The organism is Algibacter luteus (assembly GCF_900141715.1).
Classification (GTDB): domain Bacteria; phylum Bacteroidota; class Bacteroidia; order Flavobacteriales; family Flavobacteriaceae; genus Arenitalea; species Arenitalea lutea.
The window spans coordinates 233,490-251,423 of record NZ_FQYK01000001.1 but is presented as its reverse complement, the minus strand read 5'-3'; the positions used below and the strand labels follow the sequence as shown (position 1 = coordinate 251,423).

At 34.8% G+C, this 17,934-nt stretch carries 11 protein-coding genes; 8 read left to right on the top strand and 3 right to left on the bottom strand.

Annotated features, from left to right (window positions below; genetic code table 11):
- Positions 1 to 22: 22 nt before the first annotated feature.
- The 3 genes from BUA46_RS01020 to BUA46_RS01010 all read left to right on the top strand — a co-directional run bounded on the left by BUA46_RS01020 (position 23) and on the right by BUA46_RS01010 (position 4,294).
- On the top strand, positions 23 to 1,615 hold the full coding sequence (locus BUA46_RS01020; RefSeq protein WP_019386953.1) for a sulfatase: 1,593 nt from the start codon (positions 23 to 25) through the stop codon (positions 1,613 to 1,615).
- Between the two features lie 54 nt (positions 1,616 to 1,669).
- Positions 1,670 to 2,389, top strand: a complete 720-nt coding sequence (locus BUA46_RS01015) for a 3-keto-disaccharide hydrolase (protein WP_019386954.1) — start codon at positions 1,670 to 1,672, stop codon at positions 2,387 to 2,389.
- A 231-nt stretch (positions 2,390 to 2,620) separates the two neighbouring features.
- On the top strand, positions 2,621 to 4,294 hold the full coding sequence (locus tag BUA46_RS01010) for a GH39 family glycosyl hydrolase (RefSeq protein ID WP_019386956.1): 1,674 nt from the start codon (positions 2,621 to 2,623) through the stop codon (positions 4,292 to 4,294).
- 61 nt (positions 4,295 to 4,355) lie between these two features.
- On the opposite strand, the gene BUA46_RS01005 is transcribed toward BUA46_RS01010, so the two are convergent.
- The 3 genes from BUA46_RS01005 to BUA46_RS15060 are packed head-to-tail and all read right to left on the bottom strand — an operon-like array spanning position 4,356 to position 8,031.
- Entirely contained in the window at positions 4,356 to 5,936 is a 1,581-nt protein-coding gene (locus BUA46_RS01005; protein WP_019386957.1) for a ThuA domain-containing protein, read from the bottom strand.
- A gap of 26 nt (positions 5,937 to 5,962) precedes the next feature.
- On the bottom strand, positions 5,963 to 6,814 hold the full coding sequence (locus BUA46_RS01000) for a hypothetical protein (RefSeq protein ID WP_019386958.1): 852 nt from the start codon (positions 6,812 to 6,814) through the stop codon (positions 5,963 to 5,965).
- Between the two features lie 56 nt (positions 6,815 to 6,870).
- Complete coding sequence (locus BUA46_RS15060; protein WP_178313102.1) at positions 6,871 to 8,031, bottom strand: hypothetical protein; 1,161 nt, start codon at positions 8,029 to 8,031, stop codon at positions 6,871 to 6,873.
- Positions 8,032 to 8,356: 325 nt separating this feature from the next.
- On the opposite strand from BUA46_RS15060, the gene BUA46_RS00990 reads away from it, so the two are divergent.
- The 5 genes from BUA46_RS00990 to BUA46_RS00970 all read left to right on the top strand — a co-directional run bounded on the left by BUA46_RS00990 (position 8,357) and on the right by BUA46_RS00970 (position 17,803).
- Entirely contained in the window at positions 8,357 to 11,398 is a 3,042-nt protein-coding gene (locus BUA46_RS00990; RefSeq protein ID WP_202801138.1) for a SusC/RagA family TonB-linked outer membrane protein, read from the top strand.
- A 10-nt stretch (positions 11,399 to 11,408) separates the two neighbouring features.
- Complete coding sequence (locus BUA46_RS00985) at positions 11,409 to 12,989, top strand: RagB/SusD family nutrient uptake outer membrane protein (RefSeq protein ID WP_019386961.1); 1,581 nt, start codon at positions 11,409 to 11,411, stop codon at positions 12,987 to 12,989.
- Between the two features lie 210 nt (positions 12,990 to 13,199).
- Positions 13,200 to 14,597 carry a cellulase family glycosylhydrolase gene (locus BUA46_RS00980; protein ID WP_019386962.1) on the top strand — a complete coding sequence of 466 codons (1,398 nt, stop codon included), beginning with the start codon at positions 13,200 to 13,202 and terminating at the stop codon, positions 14,595 to 14,597.
- Positions 14,598 to 14,619: 22 nt separating this feature from the next.
- Complete coding sequence (locus BUA46_RS00975; RefSeq protein ID WP_019386963.1) at positions 14,620 to 16,791, top strand: beta-xylosidase; 2,172 nt, start codon at positions 14,620 to 14,622, stop codon at positions 16,789 to 16,791.
- Between the two features lie 163 nt (positions 16,792 to 16,954).
- Positions 16,955 to 17,803 (top strand): T9SS type A sorting domain-containing protein, encoded by an 849-nt coding sequence (locus tag BUA46_RS00970; RefSeq protein ID WP_019386964.1) that lies wholly within the window; start codon positions 16,955 to 16,957, stop codon positions 17,801 to 17,803.
- The last annotated feature ends 131 nt before the right edge of the window (positions 17,804 to 17,934 follow it).

Here is a 17,934-nt window from a genome sequence, read left to right as displayed (position 1 = left end):
GTAGATTAAAAAAATAGTTAATATGCATCTGTCTAAAATATTCAGTTTCTGTTTAGTCTTACTAGTTTTTTTAAGTTGTAATAGCAAAGGGCAATTACAAAAAGAACAAACAAAACCCAATGTTTTATTTATTTTAGTAGACGATTTAGGCTATCACGATTTAGGAGTTACGGGTAGCACGTTTTACGAAACCCCAAACGTAGATAAATTAGCAAACCAAGGTATGATATTTACAAATGGTTATGCAGCAAGTCGCGTATGCAGTCCGTCGCGCGCCAGTATCATGACAGGGAAGTTCACCGCACGTCATGGCATTACCGATTGGATAGGAGCAAAAACAGGAGAGGCGTGGCGCTCAAGAGATCGCCATGATAAATTATTACCGGCAGATTACGTTCAAGCCTTACCAATAGAAGAAATTACCATCGCCGAAGCATTCAAAAGCAATGGCTATAAAACCTATTTTGCTGGAAAATGGCATTTAGGAGACGAAGGCTCTTATCCTGAAAATCATGGTTTCGACATAAATATAGGTGGTATAGAAGCAGGTTCACCAAAAGGTGGATACTTCGCGCCTTGGCAAAATCCTAAATTAAAAAATAATCAAGATGGCGAAAATTTAACCATCCGTTTAGCCAATGAAACGGCCAGTTTTATTTCAAAACATAAAGACACAACATTTTTTGCATTTTTATCTTTTTATGCGGTTCATGCACCCATTCAAACTACAGAAGTAAAATGGCGAAAATACCGCGATAAAGCCGATAGCCTAGGCATTGCAGATTCAGGTTATAAGATGGAGCGTGTACTACCTATCCGTCAGGTACAGGATAATCCCATTTACGCAGGATTAGTTGAAACTATGGATGACGCTGTGGGTATTGTATTAAAAGCGCTAAAAGATAATGGTGTTGCTAATAATACGATTGTCGTATTTACTTCCGATAATGGCGGTGTAGCATCAGGAGATCATTATGCAACTAGTAATTTACCACTCAGAGGCGGAAAAGGCTACCAATGGGAAGGTGGTATACGCGAACCCTATTTTATAAAAGTACCATGGTTAAAAAATGCAGGTGTAAAAACAGAGTTTTCTGTAATTAATACCGATTTTTATCCAACGCTTTTAGATTTGGCTAATGTGCCATTGAATCCAGAGCAGCATAAAGATGGTATCAGTCTTAAGCCATTATTAGAGGGACAGACATTGGAGGTAAATAGACCATTATATTGGCATTATCCCCATTATGGAAATCAAGGAGGAGAGCCAGCTTCCATAATTCAAGAAAATGGATGGAAGCTAATTCACTATTGGGAAGATGGTCGTGAAGAATTGTATAAACTACCATCACAAGAAAATGATGATTTAAATGTGATTGCTAGGTATCCTGAAGTTGCAAAATCACTTAGTGATAATTTATTGTTGTGGTTAAACAATGTAAACGCTAAATATCCAGTTGACGATACGAAATACAATAAAAATAAAGCTGAAACACGTTATTTAAATACCATAAATAACAAGTGGCCATCTTTAGAAAAGCAACGTTTAGAAGTCCTATCAAAAGATTTTCAACCCAATGAAAACTGGTGGAAAAGTAAAGTAACAATCGATTAATTTATTATGAAATTAAAAACAATAATCTTTCTGAGTTTGATATTTATCATGCTCATGTCGTGTTTAAACAAAGAAAATAAGAAAGAGTATCGAAATGAATCAGATTTCATATCTATATTCAACGAAAAAGATTTGTCAGGTTGGGTGGGCGATTCAACATATTGGAGCGTTAAAGATGGTGCATTAGTTGGAGAAGTAACTCCAGAAACTATTTTAGAACGCAATTCTTTTATTATTTATGAGAAAGCACAGCCCAGTAATTTTGAATTAAAACTAGAATATAAAATTTCTAATTCTGGAAATAGTGGAATTAATTATAGAAGTGAACGCATAGAAAAGTTTCCTTACGCCTTAAAAGGCTATCAATGCGATATTGATGGAAAAAATAGATACACAGGGCAAAATTACGAGGAAAAAAAACGAACCACTTTAGCTTACATGGGTGAAAAAGTAACTATCCCCTCAATGCCAGATAGTATTAGTAAAACAAATCTAAGAAAGAATGTAAAGAAAAATTGCTGGCAAACACGTATCGTATCCGATACTCTAGGAGACTTAAAGCAATTAAAATCTCATATTAAAGAAAATGATTGGAATAGCGTACATCTTATTGTTAAAGACAATCGTATGCAGCACTATATAAATGGTGTTTTAATGAGTGATGTTTTAGATTTAGATACTGAAAACAGAGAAAATAAGGGGTTTCTCGGAGTTCAAGTTCACGTTGGGCCACCAATGAAAGTACAGTATAAAAATATTAAAATAAAGTATTAGGTTTAATTCTAAATGCAATAGCCATATTCTTGAGTTTTTCCATCATTTTCAAGAAAAATAATAGATCCGATTCTGTCATTTTTTGGAAAAAGCACATTGAGCCATCCTCAACTATTAAGATAAATTGTTGAATATTGTGCCAATTTTTTAGTTTACTGTCAAGACAGTACAGGATGCCATCTATTGGTTAAAATTTTAAATTTGTTAGTAAGACTCGAATCAAAAAATTGTATGATGTACAAAACTCAAAGAAAAATAGTTATTTCACTAGCGTTTATATTTGCTAGTCTTATATTCTTTACATGTTCAAAATCTGATGATATTGGAGACGTAATTATAGAAAACCCAGAACCTGAAGAACCTGAAGAGCCTGAAGCGCCAGTAATAGTTGTAGACCCAAATAATTTAGTGACTATTAACACAAGTTCAGTAGTTGGGCAATTATATAACTTCTGGTCTACTAGACCAATGGTTAATCAAACTAGATTTGCAAGTTCTAGTTTTCGGTCTTCGCTTGATCTTATAAAGACTTATGTAAAAAGTTACAATATGGTGAGAGTTCTTGGAGGAAGAACTGATAATTTAAACGATTTTTATAAAGGTGTAGATGGCTCAGGAAACATTATAACAGATTTTAGCGGTTTATTAAGCAGTATGCGTGGTTTCATGCAAACAGGTTTCAAACCAAGAATTGTTTTAGATAATGTGCCCTGGGAAATGAATGCTGTAAAAGAGGTGAATACCTACGGAAATACAAATCCACCAGATGATTATAACATTTGGAGACAATACATAAATGCATTCTTGCAAACACTTATTACTGAATTTGGTATGAATGAAGTTAAAACTTGGCGTTTTAGAGTAGCTACAGAGCCAAATTACTCACCTCAACACTGGAATGGTACAAAAGAGGAATTTTTTAAGCATTATGATATTACCGTAGATGAAGTTTTAAAAGTAATTCCTGATGCCATTATTGGTCCGGGAAATAATTTAACAGAGGGCGTAGCGACATATACCACAGAAATTATTGATCATTGTGCAAACGGTACAAATTATGCAACTGGCGAAACAGGCACAAAAATGGATTTTTTCTGTTTTTCATATTATGAGAAAATGGATGAAAATAAAGTAAGACTCCCAGAAACGGTTCAAGCATTTAGAGCAAAACTTAATAGTTACCCTCAGTTTAGCAATATACCTTTTGATATTCAAGAATTTGGAATATTGCGTGACGAAAATAGAGTTCGAGGAGTGAGTCTAACAGATGCCACAGAATTTGGAGCAAGCTGGTATGCAAGAATAGCCGATTTGGCTTACGAGAACAGAATCACTGAAATTTATGACTGGGGGCAAGAAATAGAATCTAGCGATCTGCCCCAAGGTAGAAGAAATGTGACTGAAATGTTTTTGAAGATGGAAGGAGGTAATAGACTAGAAGCTATAGAAAGTTTAAGTGGTCATGCGGGAGTAATTCCTGTGGTTAAAGGCGATATAATCTACCTATTGGTTTATAACCACAACACAACTAGAACGAGCACGTCAAAAAGAACCTTGTATCCGCAATTAGAAGGCGGCATAATTGCTGGTGGAACAACTTGGAGAATGAATGAATGGACGGTTGATAAAACACATGGTGTCATGATGCACGAGCTTTATAAAGATGTTAGAGCTGCTGGTGTAGGTGAAAAAACAAATGGACGTATTTATGGGAACAGACCTTCAGATCGTTTTGAAGATGGATGGAAAAACGTGCTTAATGCCAACTTATCAAAATATACCCAGTTGGCTGAATTACCTCAAACCATTTCAGGTTCTTTAATTAAAAAAGTAGAAGGTAAACTTACGTTAGAAGTTGATTTAGAACCGCATAGTGTTAAACTTATCGAGCTTATTCCTCAATAACAAAAGAATGATTAGTTGAAATTGATAAACGATTTGTTTTATTAATAGATCAGGATAAATATTAGCCTTTCATATAGCCTTTTACATATTTTTTATATTTACTAGGGATTTTATCAATCGGTTTAATCTTAATTGCTTTATAAAATGCCTCTGCGGCTTCTGATTGAATTTGAATACGTCCTTTTTGCAACGGTACAATATTATCATCTAAATCTTTATGACGTGAATTAAATAAGGCATTTACAACTTTTCCGTTCACAATGTGTAAACTTGTGCCTTCAAAACAAATTAATTCTAAGGTATTCCATTCGCCATGCGGATTTTCATTGTTTAAACCTTTGTTGCAATGCGCCGGAAATTTTTTTTCTGCACTTGAAAATGTATGGAGTTGACCTTCAACTGCATAATCAAATTCTTTTTGGCCTTCTTTTTTTACCGATGGAATATCAATGATGGTTCCAGCTAAGGCATAATAATCTCCCATATCACCTTCCTGAACTTGAAATTCTTGAGATTGCATCCAAACATTCCAAAAGGCCCCATTTGGTCCCGTACAATGATATAAAATACCACTATCTCTTTTACGGAGCAACCTAGGTTCCCAAATGTTTTTACCCCATTTAAATTGTAGTTTTAAATGATAGTTTTGATATTCATTTTTGGAAGTTAAAGCGCCATAAATTTCACCAGATATATGAAGTACTTGCTCACCTTCAATTGTTTTAAAGTCAAATACTTTTTTAGGGTCGTTATTTAATCCTAAAGGTTTAGCATTTTTACCATCGCTTTTTGGGTCTACACCTTCTAAATCCTTCACTGTAGCATGCGGAGCACCTATAAATACATCCCAATTTTTGTGAGGATTGCCATCAATTAAATTGGTCCATTTTTTTGAGATCGATGGTTCTTTTTTCATGCCCGAAGCCCATAAAATACCACCTTCAATATGACTGTAATATCTTGAATCGTTATAAATTTCATCCGTATGTCCTAAGCCGGTATAAAAAACACGACCACCATCATATATATGATACCAACTTATAGGGTGATTATCGGTATCCATTTTTTTGCCTTCATAAGAGGATTCGTCTAAGGAGGCTAAAACAGATACATGTTTCCCTACGGGTTTTAAAAAATTATACCATTCGTCCTTAAATACTTCTTTGCTTTTTAGTCCGTTAATGGCTGGATGATTACATTCTGTATTTATATTAAGAGTTGCTTCTTGTACTTTAGGATGATTTTTAAAAGTAGCTCCAATCATTTCAGTAAACCAGTCCCAGTCTTTTTCAGTGTCAGAAGCCGCATGTATCCCAACAAAGCCTTTACCTCGTTCAAAATAATTTTGTAGCGCAGCCTTTTGTGCTTCAGAAAAAATATCGCCCGAAGTATTTAGGAAAACTAAAACTTGATATTGTGAAAGATTGCTAATGCTAAAATCATTTGAATCCTCAGAAAACTGTATGTTCCAATTATTTTTTTTTGCCATATCTGCCAAAAACTCTAGGCCTGTGGGGATAGATTTATGCCTAAAAGCTTGTGTTTTGGAGAATACTAAAACTTCTAAGTTTTTTTCTTGAGTAAAAGACATACTTGTATTAAAAAAAGCTATTAATAAAACAAAAGAAAGTTTATAGTTCATGTTGAAGATTATTTTTTGCGTTTAATTTATGGATTTTCATCAATATACTTTGAAAGCATGTTTTTTACGACATCTACACTCCCAGCTTTAAGTCCATTATTAACATTAGCCCCAGTAATCCAATATAAAATCATACCAGCATCAGAGCAATCCCATTTGCCTTTTTGGAAATTTACTATGTTATCAATTTCTGCAAGGTTTCCTATGGTCCAAATTAGTCTTATCCGTGGGTCTTGATGGTTTTTAGCCCAATCCCATTGTTCGATATCTGCTTTTAAATTAATATTTTGATCTGGGATTCGTACTTCCTCGACACCAAAATCTAATATTTGTTGCCAAGTATAATAATCGCCTGCGTTATCATTAGCAGGGTGATGCGTCACAACTTTCACATATTGGTGTTTTTCTTTAGGTGTTATTTTTAAGGCCATACCAATAATATCAGGCTCTCCTGCTTCAATAATCCATAGAGGATCGTCGGCAGTTGATGCATTTATAGCCCAAGCTAAATCGTTTATGGTTTCTTCTTTTTGCCATAGGGCATCGTAAAACGTAAGCTGTTCAAATCCGCCCCAACGACGTGCCGTCATGTCGCAAGCTACTTGCATTAAATGGTGTCTTTCTTTTTCAGCTTTTTCAGAAATTCTGTCGTCTCTTACTAAATCGCAACTATGTGAATAATGTACAAGTCTATCCTCAAGACCTGCAGATCTAAGTAATGCAATAGAAATGGCTGTACCACCAAGATCATCAGGGTCGGGTGAGTTTCCATCGGCAACTATAGCAATACGACCCTTGGGTGGTTTAACTATTTGAGCAGCTACAGTTATGGAAATCAATGAAAAAATGAATAGGAAGAGTGAAGTTTTTTGATGCATTTTAAAATTATGTTTTTGGCTTTTATTTAAAAATTGTAAAGTGAGTATAAATGTTTTTAGTTTTGATAATATGTAGATGAAGCATTTTGTATAGATTCTCCTTTTCCAACAGGTGTAAAAACAATTCCTGCCCATCGACCTCGAGTCCATTCTACACCATCGCTACCTATTTTACTTATTACTGTAATAGTATCTCCTTTTTGTATTGATACATTTTTCCATAAGGCATTAAATTTTTTGCCTTCTTCAAATAGTCGTTGAGTTAATTCAGGTGAATAACTTCCAATTTTTTCATTATTTATTGAAATAGTGAAGGTAGATTTACCATCATTTTCTCCAACACCAACAAAAACAACATCATAAGTTCCAGATTCAAAATTAAAGACGGTGCTTGTTTTGGCGTCTTCATATTTTTTTGGGTTAATCGCTAGCCAATTTTTTCCATTTTTGTAAAAGTTTGTTCCGTCAATGTGAAAATCTTGAGCAGCAATACATCTGGTTTCTACTGAAGTTCCACATATTGTTTTGAAATACGACGGAACTTTAACTTCAGGAAACGGTTCTGGCAGAACTCCATGAGTGACAATGACTTTCGGGCCTTTTTCAATAGGAACGTAGTCGATATCTTTAGTTAAAATAAATTTATCAAACTCAAAACCATCTTCACGCATACTAAATTGAATATCATGAATTCCCGCGTTAGGTATATCTAAATAAATTTCATGAGGAACACCACAATGTATTTCTTTGGTTCTTTGTTTACTTTCCCAAGTCCATTGGTTTTTTCCTTGACACCATTGCATACGTTGGCCATGTTCCGGCCATGTGCCATTTAAGCCAACATGTATGCCATTGTCCTCTCCGCCAGTGCTAAATGCACGTACCCAGACATAATAACGACCTGGTGTGTTAAACTTTACCTTGTAACTTAAAACACCTATTTTACCGGGTTCATTAGTGAAATTTTCTCCATGTATTAATTGGTCATCGTGCGTCACACGCTCATCGGGTAATATTTCAAGGTATGCATTATTACTAGCATCATAACAATGTTGTGCATCATCATCACGCCCTATTTTTGGTGCTCCATTTTTGGATGTTATGTACCATTGTCTTAATTCTGCTAAGGTTTGCTTGAAGAAAAATTCGGCTTCTACTGCAACAATGCCATCTTGTTCTTCAAAAATTATGGAATCATTAATTATTGAACGACTCAATATGTCGTTTTGAGCAATACTTTTGAAACAAAATATTCCAATAATTAGTGTACTTATAAATTTTAGTTTGATGTTATTCATCTAGCTTATTGTTACTGTAATTCTTTTGTTATGTTTTTCTAATTGCATTCTAATCGTTTAAATATAGACACTAACATTCAGTTGTGTAACCTGTTCTATCCTGTAATACATATTTATTGAATATAATTGAGAAAATGATAGTTTGAAATTAGAATTCAGCACAGTTCAGAACGGTTAGTACAGGATGGTTGACAAAATATTCCGTAATAGATTTAGCCTTCAATAAACAATTAACTAAATATTTATGAATTCAAAAACTACACAAAAATCCCATTCCGGTTTGAAGAAAATCTGGATGTGTGCAGCGTTGCTATTATTTTCAATGGCAATGACAAATGCACAAACGGTTTCGGGTACCGTAACGGCAGATGGCCAGCCACTGCCAGGAGCTACAGTTCTATTAAAAGGTACAACAAAAGGAGCAAGTACCGATTTTGATGGAAATTTTACAATTGAGGCAACACCAGAGGGTGTTTTGGTTATTTCTTACATCGGTTATGCAACCAAAGAAGTAACTGTAGGGAATCAAACTCAAATTAATATTAGCCTAGATGAGTCTAATGAGCTAGATGAAGTTGTTGTAATTGGTTATGGTACGCAACGAAAGTCTGATTTAACTGGTTCGGTATCTTCAGTAAGTTCTGAGGATTTAACTGCGATTCCAGTATCAAGGGTAGATCAAGCACTACAAGGTAGGGCTTCTGGTGTACAAGTAACTCAGGTAAATGGTGCACCTGGAGCAGGAACAGTTATTAGAGTAAGGGGAGGTAACTCCATTACAGGTAGTAACGAACCGCTTTGGGTTGTTGATGGTATTGTGGTTGGAACAAATTTCAACTTGAATAATATTAATAGTAATGATATAAAATCTATTGAGATTTTAAAGGATGCATCCTCAATTGCTATTTATGGTTCAAGAGGTGCAAATGGTGTTGTTTTAGTAACAACTAAAAATGGAGCCGGAATAGGTGCTGGAAAACCAGAAATAAGTGTAAATCTTTATACAAGTTCGCAAATATTACCGGAATTACCAGATAGACTTTCTCAAAGAGAGCAAATAGAATTTACAAACGAAAGTGCCCGTTTTAGATCAGCTGCAGAGCCATTTCCTAACGACCCATCTACGTATCCTGACAATGATTGGGTAGATTTAGTTTTAGGGCCTGCTCCAATTTATAATGCGGATGTTTCTGTTTCTGGAGCATCAGATAATGTTAACTACTACACCTCATTAAATTATTTTAATCAAGAAGGTATAGTTAAGAGCTCTGGTCTTGAAAAATATATTTTCAGAACAAATTTAGACCTTAAAATAAGTGATAAACTAAAAACAGGATTTAGATTAAACTACTCGAGATTAGAGCAAGATAATGCGTTAGCTAGTTTTAGTCAAGCTGCTTTTGGAATACTTCGAACACAACCTGTTTATAATGACGATGGATCATTTAACGGATTTAATGATGTTGTGGGTTCACCTTTTTCAAACCCACTTGCAAATATTGCTTTAAACACAAACGAAACGTTTACAAATAACTTATTGGCAACTGTGTATTTAGAGTGGAGTCCAGCACCAAAGTGGACTATTCGATCTACATTCAGTCCAGAGTTTAATAATATTAAACAAAACAGGTTTAATTCTAGTCAGGCGCCAGATTTACTTTCAGTAGGAGAGACTGGACAAGGAAGTGCTAGTGTGCGTACAGTTTCTGGTAATGGTTGGAATAATGAAAATACTATTCAGTTTACGTCTGATATTGGCGATGACCATAGTATTACTGCTCTTGCAGGTGCGTCTTTTCAAAAAGTGTCAACAGAGTCAGCAATGGCTGAGGCATTTGGTATTACAAGTGACGCAACAGGATTTAATAATTTAAATAATTCAGACCCTACAAGATCAGTTGTAACTAGTGACTTTTCTGGGTTTCAAATTGCATCTTTTTTCGGACGTTTAAATTATTCGTATAAAGATAAATATCTTTTAACTTTAGTAGGAAGAACGGATGGTAGTTCTGTTTTTGCTGAAGGTAATAAATATGCATTTTTCCCTTCAGTAGCAGGGGCTTGGAAAATATCTGAAGAAGATTTTATGCAAGATCAAAATATTTTTCAAGATTTAAAATTAAGAGCAAGTTGGGGTAAATCAGGTAATCAAGCCATTGACCCATACAGTACTTTTGGTTTGTTAACAGAAGCGAATACAACACTTAATGGTGTAGAAGTTCCTGGTTTAACTCTAGGAAGGCCATCAAATCCAAACTTACAATGGGAAACTACAAGTTCATTTGATATTGCTGTGGAAGCATCTTTATTCGGTGGCAAAGTTTTTACAGAGTTTAACTATTACTATAAGAAGACCGAAGATTTATTACTGGACGTTACTATTCCTAGACAAACTGGTTTCAATAGTCAGTTACAAAATATTGGGTCTTTAGAAAATAAAGGATGGGAATTACTTGTAAACTCTACAAATGTTAGAACGTCTAACTTTAATTGGAATTCTACAGTAACATTATCATCAAATAAAAATGAAATTTTAGACCTAGGAGGTGTAGATTTTATTGATATTGTGGTAGATCCTATAATTGGTTCAGGTAATACACGTTTAATAGTAGGAGAATCGGTTCCTGTCTACACTGGAGTTAGATATTTAGGGACATGGAAAAGTCAAGCCGAGATTGATGCTTCAGGTAGAACAGACCCTCAGGTCGTAGGAGGTTCTCATTTTGAAGACATAAATGGAGATGGTATTGCTTCAACCGAAGATGCTGTAGTTTTAGGAAGTCCGTTTCCAGATTTAATCTTTGGAATCGAAAACTCATTTTCATACAAAAATTGGGACTTTTCATTTTATTTCCAAGGTACATCGGGTAATGAGGTGTATAATTTATCTATGCGTAATCATTATTTTAACCGTGGGGAAACTGTAAAATTTGGAGATTTGCGTGACCGTTGGACAGTAGATAACACAACATCTGATATTCCAAGAGCTGGCGCAGATTCTGTAACAAATACACTAAGTAACTCAGAATACGTTGAGGATGGATCGCATATACGTCTTAAAACTTTAAGATTGGCCTATAATTTTCCTGTTGATCAAATGGGATTAGATGGAATTAAAAATGCTACGGTTTATTTTTCAGGATCGAATTTATTATTATTTTCTAAAACAAGATTAATAGATCCAGAAGCCAGTAATTTTGGTCGTAGTAATATAGCACAAGGTTACCTTAGTGCTCAGTATCCTAACCCAAGAGTTTTAACACTTGGTTTAAACGTAACTTTTTAAAAAATTCGACATGAAAACAAAAAATATAATTTTATACGTCTTTATAGTTTTCACAAGCTTTAGTTGTGAAAGTTTTTTAGAAGAAGACCCAAAAGCAATTATTTCTCCTGAAACCTTTTTTGCTTCGGAAAATGATGCAAGACAGGCAGTTCAAGGAATGTATGCCATTTTAAAGAACAATTCCATTTATGGGCAAGTAGGTCTTGATCATTTTTATGATAATGGTTGCGATATTATTGAGCCTAACCGTGCCGCAAATTTTGTAGAACCGATAGGTAATTACTCGATGAATGAAGCATTAGCTGATGTGTCTGTTCAAAAAATGAGTGTTTCTGATACATGGAAAGACTTTTACAGAATCATATTAAACGCTAATGTAATTATTGATAGAGTAACGGGAAACGAAGCTGTAGGGACTCAAGAAACGCGAACTGATATTATAGCTGATACTAGATTTATTAGAGGTTTATGTTACTGGCATATTACTAATCTTTGGGGAGATGCGCCATATTATACCGAAGTGTTAACCTTAGAAGAAATTGGTTCTTTAGGAAGAACGCCTGAAGCTACTATTATAGCTGGAGTTTTAGAAGATTTACAGTTTGCGCAAGATAATTTAAAAGATGCTTATACTGGCGATCAAAGTGGTAGAGCATCTAAATGGGCTGCTGCAATTGTAATGGCTAAAATTTATATGAAGCAACAGCAATGGCAATTAGGTTTAGATAAATGTTTAGAAATTATAAATCAATCGCCACATAGTTTATTGCCGACTTATAATGAAGTGTTCGATCAGTTTAATGAATATAATGCTGAGATTATTTGGTCGTTAGATTTTGCGAAAGATATTACTGGCCAATTTGATCCAGCGTTTCCTGGCGCCGCTTTTGCCGGTAATAGTAACTGGAGACCGAGTATGTTTAATCCACGTTTAAGAGATGAGCCTCTTAATACAGATGAAAGAGGTGCTTTAGGAGATGCACTTAGAGCTAGAGGAGAAGCTTTTAATGGTACAGGATTACAAATAGCATCAAAGGATTTTGCAGAGAAATTCCCGATGAATGATTTAAGAAGAGAGTTAAATATTGTAGACAACTATTTAGGTTTCGATCTAGTATTTCCATATATGGCAAAATTCTGGAATTTAGAATTAGACAGATCTCCACGTTTTAACCACTCTGATAACAGAATGATATTTCGTTTAGCAGATGTACATTTAATGGCTGCCGAATGTGAAAATGAGCGCCCAGGAGGAAACCCAAATACGGCTTTTGAGTATATCAGACCAATTAGAGAGCGTGCTTATGCAACTCAAGTTGAAGCAGAAGCCATTTTAGGACTTAGTCAGCAAGAATTTAGAGAAGCTATTTACGATGAGCGTAAGTGGGAGTTGGCTGGAGAATGTACAAGACGATACGACTTAATCAGATGGGGAATATTACTTGATGTTGTTCAAAATTTAGAATTTAGATTTTGGAACCCTGCAGCTAATATAAAACCTTATCATGTTAAACTTCCAATTCCTTTGCAGGAGTTAGAGAATAATCCAGCGTTATTGGAGTCAGACCCAACAAATAATGGATATAGATAAAATTTAGTTTAGTTTTAGTGTTAAAAGACCGAAAGATTTATGCTTTCGGTCTTTTATTTTTTGTAAAATGATGCACTCGTTTTTTAAGTCTATAAACTTATTATTTAAATTTCCTTTTTTGCAGAACGGTACAGGATACAAATCTGAAATCAACATGCTATTTTTGATTTAAGAAATAGCTCATTTTAATTAAATACAAAATCTTTAATCATGTTAGTAAAAGTTCGATTAATTCTACTTGTTTTTGTTTTTAGTACCGTGCATTCGTTTTCACAAATTAAACATGGTCTCAGAGATGAGTTAGGAAGACACATCATACCCAGAGGGTTTGTAATAAATACGAATGATCATAAAGGTGAAGTTTTTTTTAATAGTGATGACTATGTACGTCAGGTAAGAATGGGTGCTAACACCCAAGTGGTTCGTTTAGAACTGGGTAAACTTAGTAATTTTCCTGGTGGTAAACTTGAACCTAACTATCTTAAAAAATTAGACTCTCTTGTGGCATTAGGTAGACATTCAGATATCAAAACGGTTTTCAAAATGACGGTTTACGGTGTAGACAAGTTTGTTTGGGAAGAGTTTTGGCAAAACAAAAAGAATGAATACCAAACTTACATGGATGCTTGGAAAGTCATCTGGAACAGATATGCCAATGAACCATACGTTTTAGGTTATGACGTAGTTAACGAACCCAGAAAGTTATCTATGGATATTTCTTATGAAGATCTTACTAATAAATACCTCATTCCTCTATATCAAAAAATCATTGATGAAAGCCAAAAAATAAATCCTGACAAAATGATATTGTTTCAGTCCATCTTTATGAACAAAGGTGAGAAAATAGATAATAATCAATATTCAGAAATAACGGCTCCTATCAACCGAAAGAATATCATTTTTGCGCCACATATATACCAAAATGATATTAGTTTTATAAAACGTAATATGGATAGATTCGATAAAGAATCTGATATGCTAAAGGCCCCAATTCTTATTGGTGAATGGGGGTTCCCAACGTTTGCAACTACAGATACCATTATAGAAGGTAATCTGGGGCAATTAAAATATAGAGAACTCTATATACGAACCGCCGAAGTTTTTGATCGTATGGGCGTTGGCTCCATAAAAGCTTGGTTTTTGGGCAATAGAACCATGCAAAATTTCCTTCCTGGTGGGCCTTCAACATGGTCAATCTTTAGTGATAAAACAGATGCCGGAACTGTAGAACGTAAATATATTACAGATGTAATCTCACGTCCTTTTCCGCAAACTATTGCAGGAGATATTCAATCGTTTTTATTCAATCATGCCACAAGAACTTTAAATTTAAATATAAAAACAGATAATAGTAAAGGTGCTTCCAAAATTTTTATTGGTGCCAACAGGCATTATCCTGACGGTTTTTCAATTATTATAAATGATGATTTTGTAATGTATTACAACCCTTTAAAAAAAGTAGGATTAGAAATATATAAAGCACCAGAAGGATCAAATCCTTCAGATTTTATTTGGGATGAGAACAGTCAAAAACTAATTATATTAAAATGGCCTTTTAACCAAGAAGAAGTTAATTTAAAAATTCTTCCAGGAATCCGAAACTATTAAGAAACTAACTATAAAATAACCCATGAAAAAAGTATTATTTATTACCCTTATTGCAATAACTTGTTTGAGTTGTAATTCAAAACAAGATAGTAAAGAAGTCAATCCAAAGGATTCCGAAATAGCTCAAAAAGTAAAGCAACTTATCAGTGAAATGACGCTAGACGAAAAAATAGCAGAAATGACACAAGATGCTCCTGCTAATGACAGACTAGGTATTCCTTATATGAAATATGGAGAGGCATTACATGGATTATGGCTTGTGCTTGACTATTATGGTAATACCACTGTTTATCCACAAGCGGTGGCTTGTGCTTCAACTTGGGAGCCAGGACTCATTAAAAAAATGGCATCTCAAACAGCACTAGAAGCACGTACTTTGGGTGTTACACATTGTTACTCACCTAATTTGGATGTTTACGCAGGAGATGCGCGCTACGGTCGTGTTGAAGAATCGTATGGTGAAGACCCTTATTTAGTTTCTCGAATGGGTGTTGCATTTATTCAAGGTTTACAGGGTACAGGTGATGAGCAATTTGATGAAAATCATGTGATTGCAACGGCAAAACATTTTGTTGGATACCCAGAAAACCGACGTGGTATAAATGGAGGATTTAGCGACATGTCTGAACGTCGTTTACGTGAGGTTTACCTGCCTCCGTTTGAGGCGGCAGTAAAGGAAGCACAAGTAGGTTCTGTTATGCCAGGGCATCAAGATTTTAACGGCGTGCCATGTCATATGAATACATGGTTGTTAAAGGATATCTTAAGAGATGAGCTAGGATTTGATGGTTTTATTGTTTCAGATAATAATGATGTAGGAAGATTAGAGACCATGCATTTCATTCCTGAAACCAGAACTAAAGCTGCTATTTTAGGATTAAAAGCGGGAGTTGATATGGACTTGGTAATTGGGAAGAATGTTGAATTAGCAACGTATCACAGCAATATTTTGAAGGATACAGTAACTCAGGATCCTTCATTGATGCCTTATATAGACAAAGCGACATCCCGTATTTTAACCGCAAAATATAAATTAGGTTTATTTGATGAAGAGCCAAAAGAAATTGACGAGGAAACAGTAAATGCTGGTCGTGATGAACATCGTGAGTTTGCATTAGAGTTAGCCGAAAAATCTATTATCATGCTAAAAAATGATAATAATCTCTTACCCATAGATTTATCAAAAATAAAATCCTTAGCGGTAATTGGGCCTAATGCTCACGAAGAAAGACCAAAAAAGGGAACATATAAATTATTGGGTGGATATTCAGGGTTACCACCATATTATGTTTCAGTTCTTGATGGATTAAAGAAAAAAGTAGGTGATAAAGTAAAAATAAACTATGCCAAAGGTTGTGATATTGATAGTTTTTCAAAAGAAGGGTTTCCTGAGGCTGTTTCTGCTGCAAAAAAATCTGATGCTGTTGTTTTAGTGGTGGGTAGCTCTCATAGAACCTGTGGTGAAGGCGGAGACCGTTCTGATCTTGATTTATATGGCGTTCAAAATGAATTAGTAGAGGCCATTCATAAAACTGGAAAGCCAGTAATTGTGGTTCTAATTAATGGACGTCCATTAAGTATAAACTACATTGCCGAAAATATACCATCTGTACTTGAAACGTGGTATGGAGGCATGAGGGCAGGTGATGCGGTTGCCAATGTTATTTTTGGAGACGTAAATCCAGGAGGTAAGTTAACCATGTCTTTTCCGCGATCCGTTGGGCAAGTGCCTGTAACTTATCTTGAGCGTCCTGACTTTATTGGATCTGGAAAAGGAAAGTATAGATTTAGTGATAAGTCACCCTTATTTCCGTTTGGCTATGGTTTAAGTTATACTACATTTAAATATGGTACACCAAAATTGGAAAACGAAGTCATTAATACAGATGGAACAACCTCAGTTTCAGTTGAAGTTACAAATACTGGAAATAAAGTTGGAGATGAAGTTGTGCAAATGTATGTGCGAGACGATTTTGCATCCGTAGGAAGATACCTGAAATTGCTCAAAGGCTTTGAACGAATCACTTTAAATCCAGGCGAAACGAAAACAGTAACATTCAAATTAGGTTTTGATGAGCTTAATGTTTTAAATCAAGACTTGAAAAAAGTTGTAGAACCTGGAACATTTACAGTTTCAGTTGGAAGTTCATCTTTAGAAAAAGATTTACAAAAAATAACGCTAACCGTTAACTAACATATAACTTGTAACAGCTTAAAAAGGGAGCATTTTGTTCCCTTTTATTTTTTTGTCCGAAATTTTTACAGGATACTACAGGATAGTAAATAAACCAATAAAATATAAATTGTAGCATTATTAATCCAGTTATACATTAACTAAAACTAAAATTTAATTAATTATGAAAAAAATTACTTTAAAAATTACAACATTTTTGATGCTAACTATGTTTGCGCTTCAAGTACACGCTCAACCATGTCCTGAATTATGGCTTGATCCTGGTGTTTATAAGCTTGCAACATGTGGTTTGACTCCAGAACTTTATATGACCATTTCTACCACTACTGGTGATTTAGAATGGGCAGCAGAATTACCAGGTGATGATCCAACACAACTTTGGACTGTAACGGACCATAGAACCCCAGCATCTAGTGGGTATGTCGAAATTTGGGCAACCATTCCTGGTGTTGGAGACTTTGCCATGGCTGTAGATCAATCAACTTATACTGGGGGGACCCCAGCAGATGATGAAATTAGGCTTACTGTAGTGCCAGGTCAGCCGATAGGTGATGCAGCGGATCCAAACTACGGTTTTGACCAGTTTCAAAGGAGAAAAGCGACTGGTTGGTCCGGTACTGGAAACAATGCATTGTTCGCTAAACCTCCAGGACAAGGAAACTTAAGATATAGTGTGCCTCCAGCGGCAGCAGGTGATCAAGTACTGTTTCAAAATCCGGGTACAATTAGCCCAATTCGTTTCATTCTTAATTCTTTATTAAGTGCTGCGGACTTTGATACAAGCTCAATTTTTGTATCAAACCCAGTAAATGATGAGTTAACTATCAAAGGTTTAACTCAGAATGTTAAAGATGTGAACATTTATAGCTTACTTGGTAAACAAGTTATGTCAATTAAAGTAGATGGAGCGTCAACTTTAAATATGGACGTTAGTACGCTTGCAAGTGGCTTATACATTGTAAAAATGGTAGGTGATAACGGAAGCTATAGCAAAAAAATTATTAAAGAATAAGTTTAAATCCTTTGTTAAATAACTTTAAATCATCCTGTCTTTCAGTTTAAAGACAGGATGATTTTTTTTATATTTAATTAAAATGTTAGTCTGTAAATGTTTAAAGCAATAGGCTTAAATAACAGACCAAC